The organism is Streptomyces sp. AN091965 (assembly GCF_022698285.1).
Taxonomy (GTDB): domain Bacteria; phylum Actinomycetota; class Actinomycetes; order Streptomycetales; family Streptomycetaceae; genus Streptomyces.
Genome location: NZ_JALDMY010000001.1, coordinates 7,149,686 through 7,167,828, shown reverse-complemented (window position 1 = coordinate 7,167,828; position 18,143 = coordinate 7,149,686). Strand labels below are relative to the sequence as shown.

At 72.9% G+C, this 18,143-nt stretch carries 14 protein-coding genes; 8 read left to right on the top strand and 6 right to left on the bottom strand.

The window, feature by feature from the left end:
- Positions 1-29: 29 nt before the first annotated feature.
- From MQV74_RS30615 to MQV74_RS30605, 3 genes are all read left to right on the top strand, one after another.
- Complete coding sequence (locus MQV74_RS30615) at positions 30-377, top strand: cupin domain-containing protein (RefSeq protein WP_242724924.1); 348 nt, start codon at positions 30-32, stop codon at positions 375-377.
- 136 nt (positions 378-513) lie between these two features.
- Positions 514-906 (top strand): VOC family protein, encoded by a 393-nt coding sequence (locus MQV74_RS30610; RefSeq protein ID WP_242724922.1) that lies wholly within the window; start codon positions 514-516, stop codon positions 904-906.
- 224 nt (positions 907-1,130) lie between these two features.
- The gene (locus MQV74_RS30605; protein ID WP_242724920.1) at positions 1,131-1,889 is read left to right on the top strand and encodes a hypothetical protein; all 759 of its coding nucleotides are present in this window, start codon (positions 1,131-1,133) and stop codon (positions 1,887-1,889) included.
- Here the strand turns inward: MQV74_RS30605 and MQV74_RS30600 are convergent, their stop codons facing one another.
- Entirely contained in the window at positions 1,890-2,501 is a 612-nt protein-coding gene (locus MQV74_RS30600) for a MerR family transcriptional regulator (protein ID WP_242724918.1), read from the bottom strand. It abuts the gene before it with no gap.
- Positions 2,502-2,592: 91 nt separating this feature from the next.
- Here MQV74_RS30600 and MQV74_RS30595 point away from each other — a divergent pair, with 91 nt between their 5' ends.
- Complete coding sequence (locus tag MQV74_RS30595) at positions 2,593-3,930, top strand: flavin-containing monooxygenase (protein WP_242724916.1); 1,338 nt, start codon at positions 2,593-2,595, stop codon at positions 3,928-3,930.
- 67 nt (positions 3,931-3,997) lie between these two features.
- Here MQV74_RS30595 and acnA read toward each other — a convergent pair whose 3' ends face one another.
- Positions 3,998-6,712 (bottom strand): aconitate hydratase AcnA, encoded by a 2,715-nt coding sequence (gene acnA / locus MQV74_RS30590; RefSeq protein WP_308402329.1) that lies wholly within the window; start codon positions 6,710-6,712, stop codon positions 3,998-4,000.
- A gap of 505 nt (positions 6,713-7,217) precedes the next feature.
- On the opposite strand from acnA, the gene MQV74_RS30585 reads away from it, so the two are divergent.
- Both MQV74_RS30585 and MQV74_RS30580 read left to right on the top strand, forming a co-directional pair.
- Positions 7,218-8,747, top strand: coding sequence for a UDP-N-acetylglucosamine 1-carboxyvinyltransferase (locus MQV74_RS30585; RefSeq protein ID WP_242724912.1), 1,530 nt, complete (start codon positions 7,218-7,220; stop codon positions 8,745-8,747).
- Between the two features lie 69 nt (positions 8,748-8,816).
- Positions 8,817-10,283 (top strand): hypothetical protein, encoded by a 1,467-nt coding sequence (locus MQV74_RS30580; protein ID WP_242724910.1) that lies wholly within the window; start codon positions 8,817-8,819, stop codon positions 10,281-10,283.
- Between the two features lie 234 nt (positions 10,284-10,517).
- On the opposite strand, the gene MQV74_RS30575 is transcribed toward MQV74_RS30580, so the two are convergent.
- Together MQV74_RS30575 and MQV74_RS30570 are read right to left on the bottom strand one after the other, a co-directional pair.
- Positions 10,518-10,916 (bottom strand): RidA family protein, encoded by a 399-nt coding sequence (locus MQV74_RS30575; protein WP_242724908.1) that lies wholly within the window; start codon positions 10,914-10,916, stop codon positions 10,518-10,520.
- Positions 10,913-12,103 carry an acyl-CoA dehydrogenase family protein gene (locus tag MQV74_RS30570; RefSeq protein ID WP_308402392.1) on the bottom strand — a complete coding sequence of 397 codons (1,191 nt, stop codon included), beginning with the start codon at positions 12,101-12,103 and terminating at the stop codon, positions 10,913-10,915. The genes MQV74_RS30575 and MQV74_RS30570 overlap by 4 nt, the downstream gene beginning before the upstream one ends.
- 153 nt (positions 12,104-12,256) lie before the next feature.
- On the opposite strand from MQV74_RS30570, the gene MQV74_RS30565 reads away from it, so the two are divergent.
- Positions 12,257-13,975, top strand: a complete 1,719-nt coding sequence (locus MQV74_RS30565) for an AMP-binding protein (protein ID WP_242724906.1) — start codon at positions 12,257-12,259, stop codon at positions 13,973-13,975.
- Positions 13,976-13,984: 9 nt separating this feature from the next.
- On the top strand, positions 13,985-14,812 hold the full coding sequence (locus tag MQV74_RS30560) for a PaaX family transcriptional regulator (protein WP_242724903.1): 828 nt from the start codon (positions 13,985-13,987) through the stop codon (positions 14,810-14,812).
- Here MQV74_RS30560 and MQV74_RS30555 read toward each other — a convergent pair.
- Together MQV74_RS30555 and MQV74_RS30550 are read right to left on the bottom strand one after the other, a co-directional pair.
- A complete protein-coding gene (locus MQV74_RS30555; RefSeq protein WP_242724890.1) occupies positions 14,802-17,102 on the bottom strand; it encodes a bifunctional salicylyl-CoA 5-hydroxylase/oxidoreductase in 2,301 nt (766 codons plus the stop codon). The two genes, MQV74_RS30560 and MQV74_RS30555, sit on opposite strands and share 11 nt — an antisense overlap.
- On the bottom strand, positions 17,099-17,926 hold the full coding sequence (locus MQV74_RS30550; RefSeq protein ID WP_030682496.1) for an enoyl-CoA hydratase family protein: 828 nt from the start codon (positions 17,924-17,926) through the stop codon (positions 17,099-17,101). Before MQV74_RS30550 ends, MQV74_RS30555 begins: the two co-directional genes overlap by 4 nt.
- Positions 17,927-18,143 lie beyond the last annotated feature (217 nt).

Sequence of the window (18,143 nt, the reverse complement as noted above, 5' to 3'; positions counted from 1 at the left end):
GGGACTCGGTGACAGGACAGGCTGGCTCCATGACAACGAACTCCCCGCTGACCGGGCGGAACACCCCCGGCTACACCTGGTCCCACGTGCGCGACGCACCCGTCCGCGAGCTCTTCCCCGGCATCCGCCTGCGCCCGCTGTGGAAGGGGGAGAACGGCGCGAGCGCCCAGGTGGTGGAGCTGGATCCGGGCGCGTGCTGGCAGGGCCTGGACGTGCACGACCCGGGCCCCGAGGAGGTGTTCGTCGTGTCCGGTGTCTTCAACGACGGCGAGCGCGACTACCCGGCGGGCTCCTTCCTCCACGCCCCCGCGGGCTCGTCACACGTTCCGCAGACGGCGACAGGGTGCGTCCTGTTCGTCTTCTACCCGGAGGGATGACGCGTCGGGCGACGCCGCGCACTCCGTCCGGCTCGACACGTCTCCGGCACCCTGCTTAAGATCCACCCCAGCATCGCGTGCCGGTCACCGTCCGGGTGAGGCATGGAGGTGTCGGAGATGCCCTCGGAGGCATTCCATGCCAGTACAGCTCAACCACACGATCGTCCACGCCCGGGACAACCGGGAGTCCGCCACCTTCTTCGCGGACCTGCTGGGACTTGAGATCACCACCGAATGGGGCCCGTTCATCGCCGTGGCCCTGGCGAACGACGTCACCCTCGACTTCGCCACCGTCCCCGCGGAACACCTCACCCCGCAGCACTACGCCTTCCTCGTCTCGGAGACCGAGTTCGACGCGGCGTACGAGAAGATCCAGGCACGCGGCCTCGACCACTGGGCCGACCCCCACCAGAAGCACCCCGGCGAGATCAACCGCAACGACGGCGGCAAGGGCGTCTACTTCCTGGACCCGGCGGGCCACGCCATGGAACTGATCACGATCCCGTACGGCGGCCGGCCACAGCGCTAGTACGGACGAAGGGGGTGCGCGGACCGCGCACCCCCTTCGCGCTGCCGCCCTTTGCCCTTGCGTGGGATCCCGTACGGGTAGATCCCGAGCACGGCCACGCCGACGAAGCGCGCAGCCTTCACCGGTTCGAGGGATACCGGTGGGTGCGTTGACTCTGGGAGAGTCTCGGGAGCGGCGTGGGGCGTTTCCGGTTCGAAGCCCTCACAGGATGGACGACACACGAGATGACGCGATGGACGATCCGCCGCGCCCGGCGGCTGGTGCTCAGCGTGGCGGTCGGCGCGTGCGCCCTCACGGCCACGCCGGCCCCGGCGGCGGCGCAGGCACACGAGACCGAGGCCGCGGCCTCCGGATATCTGAACCTGCACCAGTGCGCGTACTACGCGAGCTCGCTCGACGACCACTTCAGCACCTTCGTGACCCCCAGCGGCGACGGGCGCTACTCCACCGGCACCAAGCGCTCCACCACCGCCGACACCACGCCGGACTGCGGCCCGGGCAACGGCAACCACGTGCCCGTCCCCCTCCTGCACGGCGTCAGGGCGCTGAACCTCGGCGCGGGGCGCTACCTCAACCTCCAGCAGTGCGACTACTACCGCAGCGCCAGCACCGACCGCTTCACCACCCTGGTGACACCGAGCGGCGACGGGCGCTACTCCACCGGCACCAAGGTCTCCACCACCCCCGAGACCAGCCCCACCTGCGGCCCCGGCAACGGCAGCCACGTACCCAACCCCGGCCTCTCGGCCTCCCTGCCCCTGGACCTGACCGCGGGCCGCTACCTCAACCTGCACCAGTGCGTGTACTACTCCGAGCGCCACGCCAGCCACCTGACGAGCGTGGTCACAGCCCCCGACAACCGCTACCGGACCGGCACGAACGTCTCCGACACCGCCGACACCCGGCCGGTCTGCGGCCCCGGCAACGGCGACTACGTCCTCATCCCGCTCCTGTCGGCCGCCAAGAGCATCCCCCTGAGCTGATCATCCCCGGTGCCGCGCGCGATAGGCGCGCTGGCGGCAGGCCCGCGAGCAGTAAGTGCGGGGCCGTCCACGCGGCGAGCGCGGCACCGGGGACCCACAGCCGGGGCAGGGGATTTCGTCACGCGAAGGGTGAGCCGCCGTGCTTTCGTCACACGGCGGCTCACCCGTGCGGGCGGCGGTGACGAGGTCCGGGGCCAGGACGCGCCCGCGCGGGGTGTGCGTGGCCAACTCGGCGTCCAGGACCGGGCAGTCACCCGCGATGTCGTCGTCCGTGCAGCTCAGGGCGTGCCGGAGATAGCGCCGGGCCGCCTCCAACTCCGTTATCTGCCGCTCCACTTCCACGAGCTGGGCCTCGATCGCGCCCTGCCAGGCACCGCGCGTGGCCTTGCCGGAGGTGACGACGGCGGCCTGGTCCAGGGGCATCCGCCCGACGACACAGCACAGATAGGCGAGGCCGATGCGGCGCAGGTCAGTATCGCCGTAGCGCCGCTTGCCGCCCTCGCGGGCGGGCTGATTGAGCACGCCCTGCCGCTCCCACCACCGCACCGTGGACGGCGCCAGGCCGTACAGAGCCGCCGCTTCACCGATGGACACCGCGCCTTCCTTCGCCATGAACCCAGTTGACATCAAGACGACTTGAAGAGGCAAGGTCTTACTTAGGTTTACCTAAGTAGCCGCGTCCTCGCGGCAGAGGGGTTCCGTCATGACAACTGGCAAGCACGTCGAGTCCGTCGCGTCCATCGCGTCTGTCGAATACGCAGAGACCGTGATCATCGGCGCCGGACAGCAAGGGTGCGGCGTGGCCGGGGCCCTCCAGGAGCTCGGCCACTCCGCGCTCGTCCTGGAGCGGGGAGAGATCGGCCAGGCCTGGGCCCACGAACGCTGGGACAGCCTGCTGATCGGGAGCGGGAACCGTTCGCTGCGCCTCCCCGGCCGGGAGTACGAGGGCGACGACCCCTACGGCTGCCCCTCGGGCCCCGAACTGGCCCGCGTCCTGCGCCGGTACGCGACGGAACGGGAGCTCCGGATACGGCAGCACACGCCCGTGGCGAAGGTCGAGTGCCCGCCCGGCGCCTCCGACCGCGACGACGTGCGGTTCCGCACCCACCTGGCCACCGGCGGCGTCGTCGAGTCCCGCAACCTCGTCGCGGCCGTGGGCGGCTACGCGGCCCCCCGCACCCCCGCCCTGGCCGCCGACGTCGACCCGTCCGTCCACCAGCTCCACTCCCACGGCTACCGCAACCCCGGGGCCCTGCCGGACGGGGCCGTCCTGGTCGTCGGCGCGGGCATCAGCGGCCAGCAGATCGCGGACGAGCTGGCGGACGCCGGGCGCCGCACGTTCCTCGCGGTCGGGCGGCACCGCGCGTGGCCGCGCCGCTACCGCGGCCGCGGCGTCCAGGAGTGGCTCCGCGCGCTCCCTTCCCTGTACGAGGAGTTCGGGGCCGTGGGCGGCGACGGCGGACCCGTCCTGCCGGGCCTGCCGGTGACCGCCGTGCGGGACAAGCGCCGCGACCTGAACCTCGGCACCCTGGCCGCGAAGGGCGTCACCCTGGTCGGCTCCGTACGCGCGGCGGACGGCGCCGCGCTCCACCTGAAGGACAACGTGGTGGCGGTCGCGGAGGAGTCCGCCCGCTCGTTCCGGCGGGCCGTCGACATCATCGACGCCCGCATCCACGAGCGGGGGTTCGCGGCGCCCCAGGAGCGGCCCGCACCCGAGGTCCCCCTGGAGCACGTGGCCGACTTCGGCGAGCGCCTCGACCTGGCGCGCCACGGCATCACGACCGTCGTCTGGTGCACCGGCTTCGGCCCCGACTACCGCATCCTGCCGGACCACGTCCTCGACGAGCACGGCGCGCCGGTCCAGGAGCGGGGCCTCCTCGGGGCGCTCCCCGGCCTGTACTACGCCGGGCTCCCGGACGGAAGCTCGATCGCCCCCGTGGGCATCGAGGCGAACGTGGAGAACGGCCGGTTCATCGCCCGTCTGATCCACGTCGACCACGTGCTGCGCTCCGGGGCGGCGGCGTCGCTCATCACCGTGTGAGCACGCGAGAGGGCCGCACCCCCGGAGGCTTCCGGGGGTGCGGCCCTCGGCCGCGTACTGTCGCCGCTTACTTGCGGATCAGGTTGCGCAGCACGTACTGCATGATGCCGCCGTTGCGGTAGTAGTCCGCCTCGCCGGGGGTGTCGATGCGGACGACCGCGTCGAACTCGACACCGGTGTCGGTGGTGACCTTCACCGTGCTCGGGGTGGTGCCCTCGTTCAGCTCGGTGACGCCCGTGATGGAGAAGGTCTCCTCACCGGTCAGGCCGAGCGAGTCGGCCGACTGGCCCGCCGGGAACTGCAGCGGCAGGACGCCCATGCCGATGAGGTTCGAGCGGTGGATGCGCTCGTACGACTCGGTGATGACGGCCTTGACGCCGAGGAGCGCGGTGCCCTTGGCCGCCCAGTCGCGGGACGAACCGGAGCCGTACTCCTTGCCGCCCAGGATGACCAGCGGGGTGCCCTCGGCCTGGTAGTTCTGCGAGGCGTCGTAGATGAACGACACCGGCGCGTCGGCCTTGGTGAAGTCGCGGGTGTAGCCGCCCTCGGTGCCCGGCGCGATCTGGTTGCGCAGGCGGATGTTGGCGAACGTGCCGCGGATCATGACCTCGTGGTTGCCGCGGCGCGAGCCGTAGCTGTTGAAGTCGCGGCGGGTGACGCCGTGCTCCGTGAGGTACTGGCCGGCCGGGGTGTCGGCCTTGATGGCACCGGCCGGGGAGATGTGGTCGGTGGTGACCGAGTCGCCCAGCTTCGCCAGGACGCGGGCGCCCTCGATGTCGGAGACCGGGGTGGTCTCCATCGTCATGCCCTCGAAGTACGGGGGCTTGCGGACGTAGGTGGACTCGGTGTCCCACTCGAAGGTGTTGCCGGTCGGGATCGGCAGGGCCTGCCACTGGGCGTCACCCGCGAAGACGTCCTGGTAGGACTTGTTGAACATGTCCTCGCCGATGGCGTTCGCCACGACGTCGTTGACCTCGGCCTCGGTCGGCCAGATGTCCTTGAGGAAGACCGGCTTGCCCTCGGTGTCGGTGCCGAGCGCCTCCGTGGTGATGTCCACCTTCATGGAGCCCGCGAGCGCGTACGCGACGACCAGCGGCGGGGACGCCAGGTAGTTCATCTTGACGTCGGGGTTGATGCGGCCCTCGAAGTTCCGGTTGCCGGAGAGGACCGAGGTGACGGCGAGGTCGTGGTCGTTGACGGCCTTGGAGACCTCCTCCGGCAGCGGGCCGGAGTTGCCGATGCAGGTGGTGCAGCCGTAGCCGACGAGGTTGAAGCCGACCTTGTCCAGGTACGGGGTGAGGCCCGCCTTGTCGAAGTAGTCGGTGACGACCTTCGAGCCCGGGGCGAGGGTGGTCTTGACCCACGGCTTGCGGGTCAGGCCCTTCTCGACGGCCTTCTTCGCGACGAGCGCGGCGGCGACCATCACGTACGGGTTCGACGTGTTGGTGCAGGAGGTGATCGCGGCGACGGTGACGGCGCCGTGGTCGATCTCGTAGGTCGAGCCGTCGGGGGCCGTGACCTGGACCGGGTTGCTCGGCACGCCGTTCGTGGTGGCCGGGGCGTCGGAGGCCGGGAAGGACTCCTTGCCCGCCTCGTCGGCGGTGTCGACGTAGTTGCGCACGTCGAGGGCGAACTGCTGCGCGGCGTTCGCGAGGACGATGCGGTCCTGCGGGCGCTTCGGACCCGCGATCGACGGGACGACCGTGGAGAGGTCCAGCTCCAGCTTCTCGGAGAAGTCCGGCTCGGCGGCCGGGTCCAGCCACAGGCCCTGCTCCTTGGCGTACGCCTCGACGAGCGCGACCTGCTGCTCGGAGCGGCCGGTGAGCTTGAGGTAGTTCAGGGTCTCGCCGTCGATCGGGAAGATCGCGGCGGTGGAGCCGAACTCCGGCGACATGTTGCCGATGGTGGCGCGGTTGGCCAGCGAGGTGGCGGCGACGCCCTCGCCGTAGAACTCGACGAACTTGCCGACGACGCCGTGCTTGCGCAGCATCTCGGTGATCGTGAGCACGAGGTCCGTGGCGGTGGTGCCCGGCTTGAGCTCGCCGGTCAGCTTGAAGCCGACGACGCGCGGGATGAGCATCGAGACCGGCTGGCCGAGCATCGCGGCCTCGGCCTCGATGCCGCCGACGCCCCAGCCGAGGACGCCCAGGCCGTTGACCATCGTGGTGTGCGAGTCGGTGCCGACCAGGGTGTCGGGGTAGGCCTGGCCGTTCCGGACCATGACCGTGCGCGCCAGGTGCTCGATGTTCACCTGGTGGACGATGCCGGTGCCCGGCGGGACGACCTTGAAGTCGTCGAACGCGGTCTGGCCCCAGCGCAGGAACTGGTAGCGCTCCTTGTTGCGGCCGTACTCCAGCTCCACGTTCTGCGAGAACGCGTCGTGGGTGCCGAACTTGTCGGCGATGACGGAGTGGTCGATGACCAGCTCGGCCGGGGAGAGCGGGTTGACCTTCGCCGGGTCGCCGCCAAGGGCCTTCACGGCCTCACGCATCGTGGCGAGGTCCACGACACAGGGGACGCCGGTGAAGTCCTGCATGATCACGCGGGCCGGCGTGAACTGGATCTCCTGGCTGGGCTGGGCCTGCGAGTCCCAGCCGCCGAGGGCACGGATGTGGTCGGCGGTGATGTTGGCGCCGTCCTCAGTGCGGAGCAGGTTCTCCAGCAGGACCTTGAGGCTGTACGGCAGGCGGGCCGAGCCCTCCACCTTGTCCAGCCGGAAGATCTCGTACGACTCGTCGCCCACCTGCAGCGTGCTGCGGGCGTCGAAGCTGTTCGCCGACACGACAGTCTCCTTCATATATGTGCGCGTTCCACCGCATCCTGCCGTCACGCCTCCTGGCCAATCCGCTAAGGTAAGGCTAAGTTAGGTAACCCTTACCGCCGGACTGGCGATGCGTACGGCTGCGGTGCGCCTCGGCAGATATCTCGATGTCGAGATAACTCTAATACATCAGCCGCGCGTGCGCTGGCCCCGGGGCCTTGAGCGGGCTTCGCGCTGCGCGCTCGCCCCCAAACGCCGGACGGGCTTACTTCGCTTCCGTCCGGGACTCGCGCGCGCCCAGGCGTGTGCGCCCCCGGGCTCACCGTGGGTCGGCGCTGCGCCAAGTGGCCGAGTTCCCCGTCGCGGACGTGCGACACACCCGCCGCGCGGGCACAGTGGTGGACGGCGCCCACCTGCGGCTCAACACCTGCGCGACGGCGAGCGCCTGACGGATCGGAATCGGTCATTCCCCTAATGGCCCACCCCAGCGGGTACCTCATCTCATATCTGAGATAGCCTCTGGCGCATGGCAGACGACTACCTCGTACGCATCGGCAAGCTCATTCGTGACGCCCGGCAGCACCGTGGCTGGACACAGTCGCAGCTGGCCGAGGCGCTCAACACCAGCCAGAGCGCCGTGAACCGCATCGAGCGCGGGAACCAGAACATCAGCCTTGAGATGATCGCCCGGATCGGCGAGGCGCTGGACAGTGAAATCGTCTCGCTCGGGTACTCGGGTCCGATGCATCTGCGAGTCGTCGGCGGCCGCCGCCTCTCCGGCTCCATCGACGTCAAGACCAGCAAGAACGCCTGCGTGGCCCTGCTCTGCGGCTCCCTGCTCAACAAGGGCCGCACGGTCCTGCGCCGCGTCGCCCGCATCGAAGAGGTCTACCGCCTCCTGGAGGTCCTCAACTCCATCGGCGTCCGCACCCGTTGGATCAACGACGGCGTGGACCTGGAGATCGTGCCGCCCGCCCGGCTCGACATGGACGCCATCGACGCCGAGGCCGCCCGCCGCACCCGCTCGATCATCATGTTCCTCGGCCCGCTCCTGCACCGCATGGACCGCTTCCGCCTTCCGTACGCGGGCGGCTGCGACCTCGGCACCCGCACGATCGAGCCGCACATGATCGCGCTGCGCCGCTTCGGCCTGGACATCGCCGCGACCGAGGGTCTCTACCACGCGGACGTCGCCCGCGACGTCACGCCCGACCGCCCGATCGTCCTGACCGAGCGCGGCGACACGGTGACGGAGAACGCGCTGCTCGCCGCCGCCCGCTCCGCCGGGACCACGGTCATCCGCAACGCCTCCTCCAACTACATGGTCCAGGACCTGTGCTTCTTCCTGGAGGCGCTCGGCGTCAAGGTCGAGGGCATCGGCACCACGACCCTGACCGTGCACGGCGTGCCGGACATCGACGTGGACGTCGACTACTCCCCCTCCGAGGACCCGGTCGAGGCGATGAGCCTGCTCGCCGCCGCCGTGGTCACCGAGTCGGAGCTGACCATCCGCCGGGTGCCGATCGAGTTCATGGAGATCGAGCTCGCCGTCCTGGAGGAGATGGGCCTCGACCACGACCGCTCGGCCGAGTACGCGGCGGACAACGGCCGCACCCGCCTGGTGGACGTCACGGTGCGCCCCTCCAAGCTGGAGGCGCCCATCGACAAGATCCACCCCATGCCGTTCCCCGGCCTGAACATCGACAACGTCCCCTTCTTCGCGGTCATCGCGGCCTCGGCGCAGGGCAAGACCCTCATCCACGACTGGGTCTACGACAACCGCGCGATCTACCTCACGGACCTGAACCGCCTCGGCGGCCGCCTCCAGCTGCTCGACCCGCACCGGGTGCTCGTCGAGGGCCCGACCCGCTGGCGCGCCGCCGAGATGATGTGCCCGCCCGCGCTGCGCCCCGCCGTGGTCGTGCTGCTCGCGATGATGGCGGCCGAGGGCACGTCGGTCCTGCGCAACGTGTACGTGATCAACCGCGGCTACGAGGATCTGGCGGAGCGCCTGAACTCCGTCGGTGCGCAGATCGAGACGTTCCGGGACATCTAGAGTCGTCCTCTTCCCCTGGTCGCACATCTGTATGGAATCGGCGCGGGCCGTGGTGTGAGGGTGTCCCCCATGACTCCTCGCACCGCGGCCCGCGCCGTCTCCGTACTCGCCGCCCTCGCGCTGGTCGCCGGGTGCGGCGGCGGGTCCGACGGTTCCCGGTCCGACGGCTCGCGCGACGGCGGGCGGGGCGGGTCGTCCCGGACGCCGGACGTCGTCCCGACCGAGAGCCGCGCGCCCGCCCCGGGACGGGGCTCCGGCGACCCGGACGACGTCAACGGCGACGGGCACCCCGACCTGCTGATGACCGTGCCGGTGGCCTGGCCCGCCGGCCACGGCGGCGTGCCCCAGGTCGCCGTCGTCTTCGGCTCCCCGCGCGGGCCCGACCCGACGACGCGGACCCTCTACACCGCCGAGGACCTCGCCGTGCCCGACCCCAGCCCCGTCGGGAACACCCCGCCCTACCCCGGGACCACCGCCGACCTGGACGACGACGGCTTCGCGGACTTCGTCACCCGCACCGGCGAGGAGGTGCCCGAGCGGGAACGGCGCACCGGCGCGCCCGGGAACCGCGTGGTCGAGTACGTCAACTGGGGCGGGCCGCAAGGGCCCCGGCGCGGCGCCGCGCCGACCCGGCTCCGCCTTCCCGCGCCGGACGCGGCGGACGGCTTCGACGACATGGTCCGGGGCGACTTCGACGGCGACGGGCGCCACGACCTGGCGGGCCTGCGGGAGGGCGAGTCGAAGGCCGAGAGGCCGGCCGTGGTACTGCTGTTCGGCCCGTTCTCGCGCGCGGGCGTGGCCGCGCGCACCGAGCGGCGGGCCCTGCCGCAGCCGCAGTACACCTGGTACAGCAGCCTCCGCGCCGACGACATCGCCCCGTCGGGCAAGCCCCGCACCACCGGTCTGTACGCGCACTACGGCAACGACGGCGAGCAGTCGGCGGGCCAGTACTTCGCGGCCCGGCCCGGCGGCGGCCTCGCCGCCACCAGCCGCCCGGTGCGCGAGGGCAACAGCTACACCTTCGGCGACTTCGACGGGGACGGCACCCGTGACCTCGCCGTCGGCGACGGCGGCGGGCGCAACGACGAGCCCGGCGCCGGGGCCGAGGGGGCCGACGTCTCCGGGAGCTACACCGTCTACTCGGGCGACGGCGCCTCCGTCGACACCTACCGCACTCCGGGCGCGGGCGGCACGTACACGGCCGTCGACCACGACGGCGACGGCCGGGACGCGTTGCTGCTCAACAGCCGCCGGGGTCCCGTCCTCTACGAGGGCGGCCGCCGGGTCGGCCTCCTGGTCCGCGAGCCGCCCGCGCGGGTGGACGGCAAGCGGATTCCCTCGGGGAGCGGGCAGTGGCTGGTGCACTCCGCCGCCGATCTCGACGGGGGCGGTGCGGACGAGGTGGTGCTGGCCTGGCAGTCGCCGCGGTTGTACGACACGTACGGCTCGGTCCCGACGCACTGGTGGGTCACGCGCGGGGTGGGCCCGAAGGACGCCGTCGTCTTCTCCACCCGCAAGTTCGCCCCGCCACGCTAGGGCTCGCCCTCGCGGGTGCGCCCCTGGCCCGCCCCTTCCCGCTTCCTGGGGACTCCGCCCCCAGACCCCCGCTCCTCAAACGCCGGAGAGGCTGATTCTTACGCCGGCCCGAGCCGGAGATCTTTCAGCCCGTCCGGCGTTTGAGGACGAGGCGCGCAGCGCCGATCGACGGGGGTCCAAGGGGGCGGGGCCCCCTTGTTCGGGAAGGGGCGGGTCCGGGGCGCACCGCGCGGGTCAGGGCAGCACCGCGAAGCCGTCCAGTTCCACGAGGCACTCCGCGTCCCAGAGGCGGACGACGCCGATGACCGCCATGGCGGGATAGTCGCGGCCCGCCAACCGCTTCCAGATCGCGCCCAGTTCGCGGGCGTGCGCGCGGTAGTCGGCGACGTCCGTGGCGTAGACGGTGACGCGGGCGAGGTCCGCGGGGGTGCCGCCCGCCGCGCGCAGGGCGGCGAGGAGGTTGCCGAGGGCCTGCTCGAACTGCTCGGGCAGCGTGGCCCCGGTGACCTTGCCGTCGGCGTCCAGGGCCGTCTGCCCGGCGAGGAAGACGACACGGCCGCCGGTCGCCACGACGGCGTGGCTGAAGCCGGTGGCCGGGGAGAGCGAGGCGGGGTTCAGACGGTCGAGGCTCACGCGGTCTCCTTCGGGGAGGGGGCGGACGCGTACAACTGCTTGGCGATGACGGCGCGCTGCACCTCGCTCGCGCCCTCGTAGATGCGCGGCGCCCGCACCTCGCGGTAGAGGTGTTCGAGCAGGTGCCCGTGCTGGAGGGCGCGGGCGCCGTGCAGCTGGACGGCGGTGTCGACGACGTACTGGGCGGTCTCCGTGGCGAAGAGCTTCGCCATCGCCGCGCGGCCCGCGATGCCGGGCTCCTCGCGGTCGTGCGCCGCGGCGGCCGCGTACACCAGGAGCCGCGCGGCCTCCGTGCGCGTGGCCATCTCCGCGACCTGCTGGGACACCGCCTGGAGGTCCTTCAGCTTGCCGCCGAACGCGTCCCGCGCCGCGGTGTGCGCGAGGGTCGCGTCGAGCGCGGCCTGGGCCATGCCGACCGCGAAGGCGCCGACGCTCGGGCGGAAGCGGTTGAGGGTCGTCATGGCGACGCCGAAGCCCCGGTCGGCCTCGCCGAGCAGGTCGTCCGTGGTCACGCGGACGCCGTCGAAGGCGAGGGTCCCGATGGGGTGCGGGGACAGCATCGCGAGCGGGGTGCCGCTCAGGCCCGGGCGGTCGGCGGGCACCAGGAAGGCGGTCACGCCGCGGGCGCCCGCGTCCGGTGTGGTGCGGGCGAAGACGGTGTAGAAGTCGGCCTCGGGCGCGTTGGAGATCCAGGACTTCTCGCCGGTCAGGCGCCAGGCGCCGGCCGTGCCGGGCTCGGGCTCGGCGCGCAGCGCGAGGGCCGCGGCGTCGGAGCCCGCGCCCGGCTCGGACAGGGCGAAGGCGGCGACGGCGCGGCCCTCGCGCGCCCCCGGCAGCCACCGCTCGCGCAGCTCCGCCGAGCCGTAGGCGTGCACGGGGTAGGCGCCCAGGCCCTGGAGGGCGTAGGCGGTCTCGGCCTCCGTGCAGCCGCGGGCGAGCGACTCCCGGGTCAGGCACAGGTCGAGGGCCCCGGCGGTGAACAACCCGTCGAGCAGGCCGAGTTCGCCGAGGGCCTCGGTGAGCGGGCGGTTCACGCGCCCCGGCTCGCCCTTCTCGGCGAGGGGGCGGAGACGGGTCTCGGCCAGCTGCCGCAGCCGGTCACGCCGAGCGGCCTGCTCCGGGCCGAGCGAAAATTGCGGATAAGCCTGCGAAGACGGTGAAACCGGCCCATCCGGTGCAGGTGACACAGTCGGCACGTCGGTCATCTCGGGCCTCCCCTGGCGCGGGGCGCGGTGCCGCACCCCGGAGTCTTATCGCGCAGTGTTGACTGCCGTCACCAACACGATACGCTCGTTGGGCGAGCCCATCACTACGCCCGACGGCAAAGGTGGCGAGGCGCCATGGAGACCACAGGGGCAACCTACGGCGACAGCGGCGCCGCGCCCACCGGACACGTCGACACCTTCGCGCGTGAGCACCTCCCCCCGCGCGACCAGTGGCCCGCGCTGGTGCGCGACCGGCCCGAGCTGCACTACCCCGACCGGCTCAACTGCGGCGCGGAGCTCCTGGACGCCTCGGCCCGGCGGTACGGCACCGACCGGCCCGCCTTCGTCGGCGCCGACGGCACGGCGTGGACGTACGGCGAGCTCCAGGACCAGGTGGACCGGATCGCGCACGTGCTGACCGCCGAGCTCGGCGTGGTGCCCGGCAACCGCGTGCTCCTGCGCGGCGCCACCTCGCCCCGGCTCGCCGCCTGCTGGCTCGCCGTGATGAAGGCGGGCGCGGTCGCGGTCACCGTCCTCGCCCAGCAGCGCGCGCAGGAGCTGGCCACCATGTGCGAGATCGCGCAGGTCTCGCACGCGCTGTGCGACGCCCGCGCGGTCGACGACCTGATCAAGGCCGGGGTGCCGGGCCTGCGCGTGACGACGTACGGCGGCGAGGGCCCCGACGACCTCCTGGCCCGCGCGGCGGCCCGCGCGCCGGAGCCGTACGGGGCGGTGGACACCGCGGCCGACGACGTGGCGCTCATCGCCTTCACGTCCGGCACGACGGGGCGGCCCAAGGGCTGTATGCACTTCCACCGGGACGTGCTCGCGATAGCCGACACCTTCGCGCGCCACGTCCTCAAAGCCCGCTCCGACGACGTGTTCGCGGGCAGCCCGCCGCTCGGCTTCACCTTCGGCCTGGGCGGCCTCGTCATCTTCCCGCTGCGCGTCGGCGCGTCCTCCGTGCTGCTCGAACAGGCGGGCCCCAAGCAGCTGTTGCCCGCGATCGCCGCGCACCGGGTGAGCGTGCTGTTCACCGCGCCGACGGCGTACCGGGCGATGCTGGACGCGCTCGACGGGCCGCCCCCGCCGGACGGGTCCGGCCCGTACGACGTGTCGTCGCTGCGCCGGTGCGTCTCGGCGGGCGAGAACCTGCCCGCCGCGACCTGGCAGGCCTGGCACGAGCGCACGGGCCTGCGCGTCATCAACGGCATCGGCGCGACGGAGCTGCTCCACATCTTCATCTCCGCCGCCGACGAGGCGATCCGCCCCGGCACCACGGGCCTGCCCGTGCCGGGGTGGCACGCGCGCGTGGTCGACGCCTCCGGCGCGCCCGTGCCGGACGGCGAGCCGGGCCTGCTCGCGGTGCGCGGCCCGGTCGGCTGCCGCTACCTCGCCGACCCCCGGCAGCACGACTACGTCCGACACGGCTGGAACGTCACCGGCGACACGTACGTCCGCGACGCCGACGGCTACTTCCGCTTTGTGGCGCGCGCGGACGACATGATCATCTCGGCCGGGTACAACATCGCGGGCCCCGAGGTCGAGGAGGCCCTGCTGCGCCACCCGGACGTGGTGGAGACCGCCGTCGTCGGCCGCCCCGACGAGCGACGCGGGCAGATCGCCGTCGCGTACGTGGTGCTGCGCGACGGCGCGACCCCCGACGCCGAGCGCCTGCGCGAGTTCGTCAAGGCGGAGCTCGTGCCCTACAAGTGCCCGCGCGCGGTGGAGTTCCTCGACGCCCTCCCGAGGACGGCCACGGGCAAACTGCAACGCTTCCGCCTGCGGGAACCGGGGGCGGCGCCCGGCGCGGAAGATCCACTCGCGGGTCCGGGGCCCGCGTCCGGGGCCTAGAGTGATCACGTGTCCGAGCAACACGCCCCCAGGTCCCTGATCGTCACGTTCTACGGCGCGTACGGCCGGGCGGCCCCCGGCCCCGTCGCGGTCGCCGAACTCGTCCGCCTCCTCGCGCCGGTGGGCGTCGACGCGCCGTCCGTCCGCTCGTCGGTGTCCCGCCTCAAGCGGCGCGGGCTCCTCGTGCCCGCGCGCACGTCCGGCGGGGCCGCGGGGTACGAGCTGTCCGCGGAGGCACGCCAGCTCCTCGACGACGGCGACCGGCGCATCTACCCGGCCGCGGGCGGGCGCCGCGACGGCGGCTGGGTGCTTGCCGTGTTCTCCGTCCCGGAGGCGGAGCGCAACAAGCGCCACGTGCTGCGCTCACGCCTGGCGGGCCTCGGCTTCGGCACGGCCGCGCCGGGCGTCTGGATCGCCCCCGCCCGCCTCCACGACGAGACCCGGCACACCCTGGAGCGCCTCGGCCTCACGGCGTACGTCGACCTCTTCCGGGGCGAGCACCTGGGCTTCACCCCCACCGCCGAGGCGGTGGCGCGCTGGTGGGACCTCGCCGCCATCGCCAAGGAGCACGAGGCCTTCCTCGACCGCCACGGCCCGGTCCTGCGCGCCTGGCACGCCCGCCCCGACACGCCCCCGCAACAGGCCTACCGCGACTACCTGCTGGCCCTCGACACCTGGCGCCACCTCCCCTACGTCGACCCCGGCCTCCCCGCGGAACTCCTCCCGGAGTACTGGCCGGGCACCCGCTCGGCGGAGGTCTTCCAGGGCCTCCACGACCGCCTCCACCGAGCCGGAGCGGACTTCGTGGCCGGGGACGGGCCGGCCCTCAGAGACTGAGCCGCGGCTTCGGGGCGTCCGTGCGGCCCGTCCGGGGGCGGCGGCTGCCGGCCCGGTAGGGGCGGGGCCACGGGGCGGCGGGGCCCTGGTAGTCCTGCTCGGCGGCCGCGTGGAGGGTCCAGTGGGGGTCGTACAGGTGCGGGCGGGCCAGGGCGCAGAGGTCGGTGCGGCCCGCCAGGAGCAGGGAGTTGACGTCGTCCCAGGACGAGATGGCCCCGACCGCGATGACGGGGAGGCCGGTCTCGTTGCGGATGCGGTCCGCGTACGGCGTCTGGTACGAACGGCCGTAGGCGGGGGCGTCGTCGGAGACCACCTGGCCCGTGGAGACGTCGATGGCGTCGGCGCCGTGGGCGGCGAAGGCACGGGCGAGCGCCACGGCGTCGTCGGCCGTCGTGCCGCCCTCGGCCCAGTCCGTGGCGGAGACGCGGACCGTCATCGGCCGGTCGGCGGGCCAGGCCTCGCGCACCGCGTCGAAGACCTCCAGGGGGAAGCGCAGCCGGGCTTCGAGGGAGCCGCCGTACGCGTCGTCACGGCGGTTGGTGAGCGGGGACAGGAAGCCGGAGAGCAAGTAGCCGTGCGCGCAGTGGAGTTCAAGGAGGTCGAAGCCGCAGCGCGCCGCCCGCCGGGCCGCGGCGGCGAACTCCTCGCGCAGCGCGGGCAGTTCGTCGGCCCGCAGGGCGTGCGGGACCTGGCTGCGCGAGGTGTACGGCAGCGCGGACGGGGCCACCAGGGGCCAGTTGCCCTGCTCCAGGGGCTCGTCGATGCCCTCCCACATCAGTTTGGTCGAACCCTTGCGGCCCGCGTGGCCCAGCTGGACCCCGAGGGCGGTGCCGGGCGCCTGGGCGTGCACGAAGTCCGCTATGCGCGCCCAGGCACCGGCCTGCTCGTCGGTGTAGAGCCCGGCGCAGCCGGGGGTGATGCGGCCCCGCTCGCTCACGCACACCATCTCGGTCATGACGAGGCCCGCCCCGCCGAGGGCCCGCGCGCCCAGGTGGACCAGGTGGAAGTCGCCGGGGACGCCGTCCCGAGCGGAGTACATGTCCATCGGGGAGACGACGACGCGGTTGCGGAGGGTCAGGCCGCCGAGGGTGAAGGGGGTGAACATGGGCGGTGTGCCCTCGGGGCAGCCGAAGTCCCGCTCCACCGCCGCCGTGAACCGCTCGTCGCGCAGGCGCAGGTTGTCGTGGGTGACGCGGCGGCTGCGGGTGAGCAGGTTGAACGCGAACTGCCGGGGCGGCTGGCCGAGGTAGAGGTCGAGCTCCTCGAACCACTGGAGGCTGGCCTGCGCGGCGCGCTGCGTGGACGCCACCACCGGGCGGCGCTCGGCCTCGTACGCCGCGAGCGCCCGCGGGACGTCCGGCTGCTCCTGGAGGCAGGCCGCGAGGGCGAGCGCGTCCTCGACGGCGAGCTTCGTCCCGGAGCCGATGGAGAAGTGCGCGGTGTGCGCCGCGTCGCCGAGCAGCACCGTGTTGCCGTGCGACCAGCGGTCGTTGACGACCGTACGGAAGGTCAGCCAGGACGAGTTGTTCGAGCGCAGGCCGCGGCCGTGCAGGGCGTCCGCGAAGACCTTGGCGCAGCGGTCGATGGACTCGGCGGGATCGGCGTCGGCGAAGCCCGCCGCCCGCCAGACCTCCTCGCGCATCTCGATGATCACGGTGGACTCGGCCGCGGCGAACGGATAGCCGTGCAGCTGCATCACGCCGTGCTCGGTCTCGGCGATCTCGAAGCGGAACGCGTCGAAGGCGAAGTCGGCGGCGAGCCAGATGTAGCGGCAGCGATGGCTGGTGACGGCGGGCCGGAAGACGTCCGCGTGCGCCTCGCGGGTGGCGCTGTGCACCCCGTCCGCGGCGACCACCAGGTCGTACGCCGTCGCAAGGTCGGCGGCGGGCGGGGCCGCGGTGCGGAAGCGGAGGTCCACGCCGAGGTCGCGGCAGCGCTCGTGCAGCACGGCGAGCAGCCCCCGGCGGCCGAGCGCCGCGAAGCCGTGGCCGCCCGAGGTGTGCCGGGTGCCGCGGTGCACGATGTCGATGTCGTCCCAGCGCACGAAGCGCTCCCGCAGGGCCGCGTAGACCACGGGGTCGGCGTGCTCGATGCCGCCGAGCGTCTCGTCGGAGAGGACCACGCCGAAGCCGAAGGTGTCGTCCGGGGCGTTCTTCTCCCAGACCGTGACCTCGCGCGCCGGGTCGAGGCGCTTGAGCAGGGCGGCGGCGTACAGTCCGCCGGGGCCGCCGCCGATGACGGCGACCCGGTGCACGGCGGGGGCCGCGGAGGCCGCGGCGGGCACGGTCACCGCCCCCGCCACTTGGGGGCGCGCTTCGCGGTGAAGGCCGCGTGGAACTCGGCGTAGTCCTCGCCGTTCATGAGGAGCGCCTGGGTGGCCGCGTCCAGCTCCACGGAGGCCGCGAGCGGCATGTCGAGCTCCGCGGTGAGCAGCGCCTTGGTCTGCGCGTACGCGAGGGCCGGGCCCTCGGCGAGGCGGCGGGCGAGGGCGGCGGCGGCCTCGTCGGCCCTGCCCTCGTCGGTCAGCTCGCTGAGCAGACCGATCCGTTCGGCCTCGGGGGCGCGCACCGGTTCGCCGAGCATCAGCAGCCGGGTGGCGTGCCCGAGCCCGACCACGCGCGGCAGCAGATACGCGGCGCCCATGTCGCCGCCGGACAGACCGACCCGGGTGAACAGGAACGCGAACCGCGCCGACGGGTCCGCGACCCGGAAGTCCGCGGCGAGCGCAAGGACCGCGCCCGCGCCCGCGGCCACCCCGTGCACGGCGGCGACCACGGGGAAGGGGCACTCGCGCAGGGCCCGCACGACCTGGCCGGTCATCCGGTTGAAGTCGAGCAGTTGGGCGGTGTCCATGGCGAGCGTGGCGCCGATGATCTCGTCCACGTCGCCGCCCGAGCAGAAGCCGCGGCCCTCGCCCGCGAGCACGAGGGCGCGCACGGACCGCGTACGGGACAGCTCGGCGAGCAGGTCGCGCAGGTCGGCGTACGCGCCGAAGGTGAGCGCGTTGAGCTTGTCGGGGCGGGCGAGGGTGACGGTGGCGACGCCCTCGTCGACGGTCAGGCGCAGATGCTCCCACTCGGGGGTGCGGGCTGCGGAGCCGGTGAAGGGACTCATGACGTGCGGCCTCCTCGGCGGAGTGCGACGGGGGGTTCCCCTTTCGAAGTTATCACCGTTCCATGACTGTCGTCACGAGTGCGCGATATCGGCCGGGCGGGACGGGCCGGTGACAGGCGTGCCGGTGGTCCCGGGAAGGCCCGACCAAGGACCCTGTCGCCACTCCGCTTAGGATTCGTACGGTTGAAGGCAGGACCGCACCGGACCACCTGCTCGC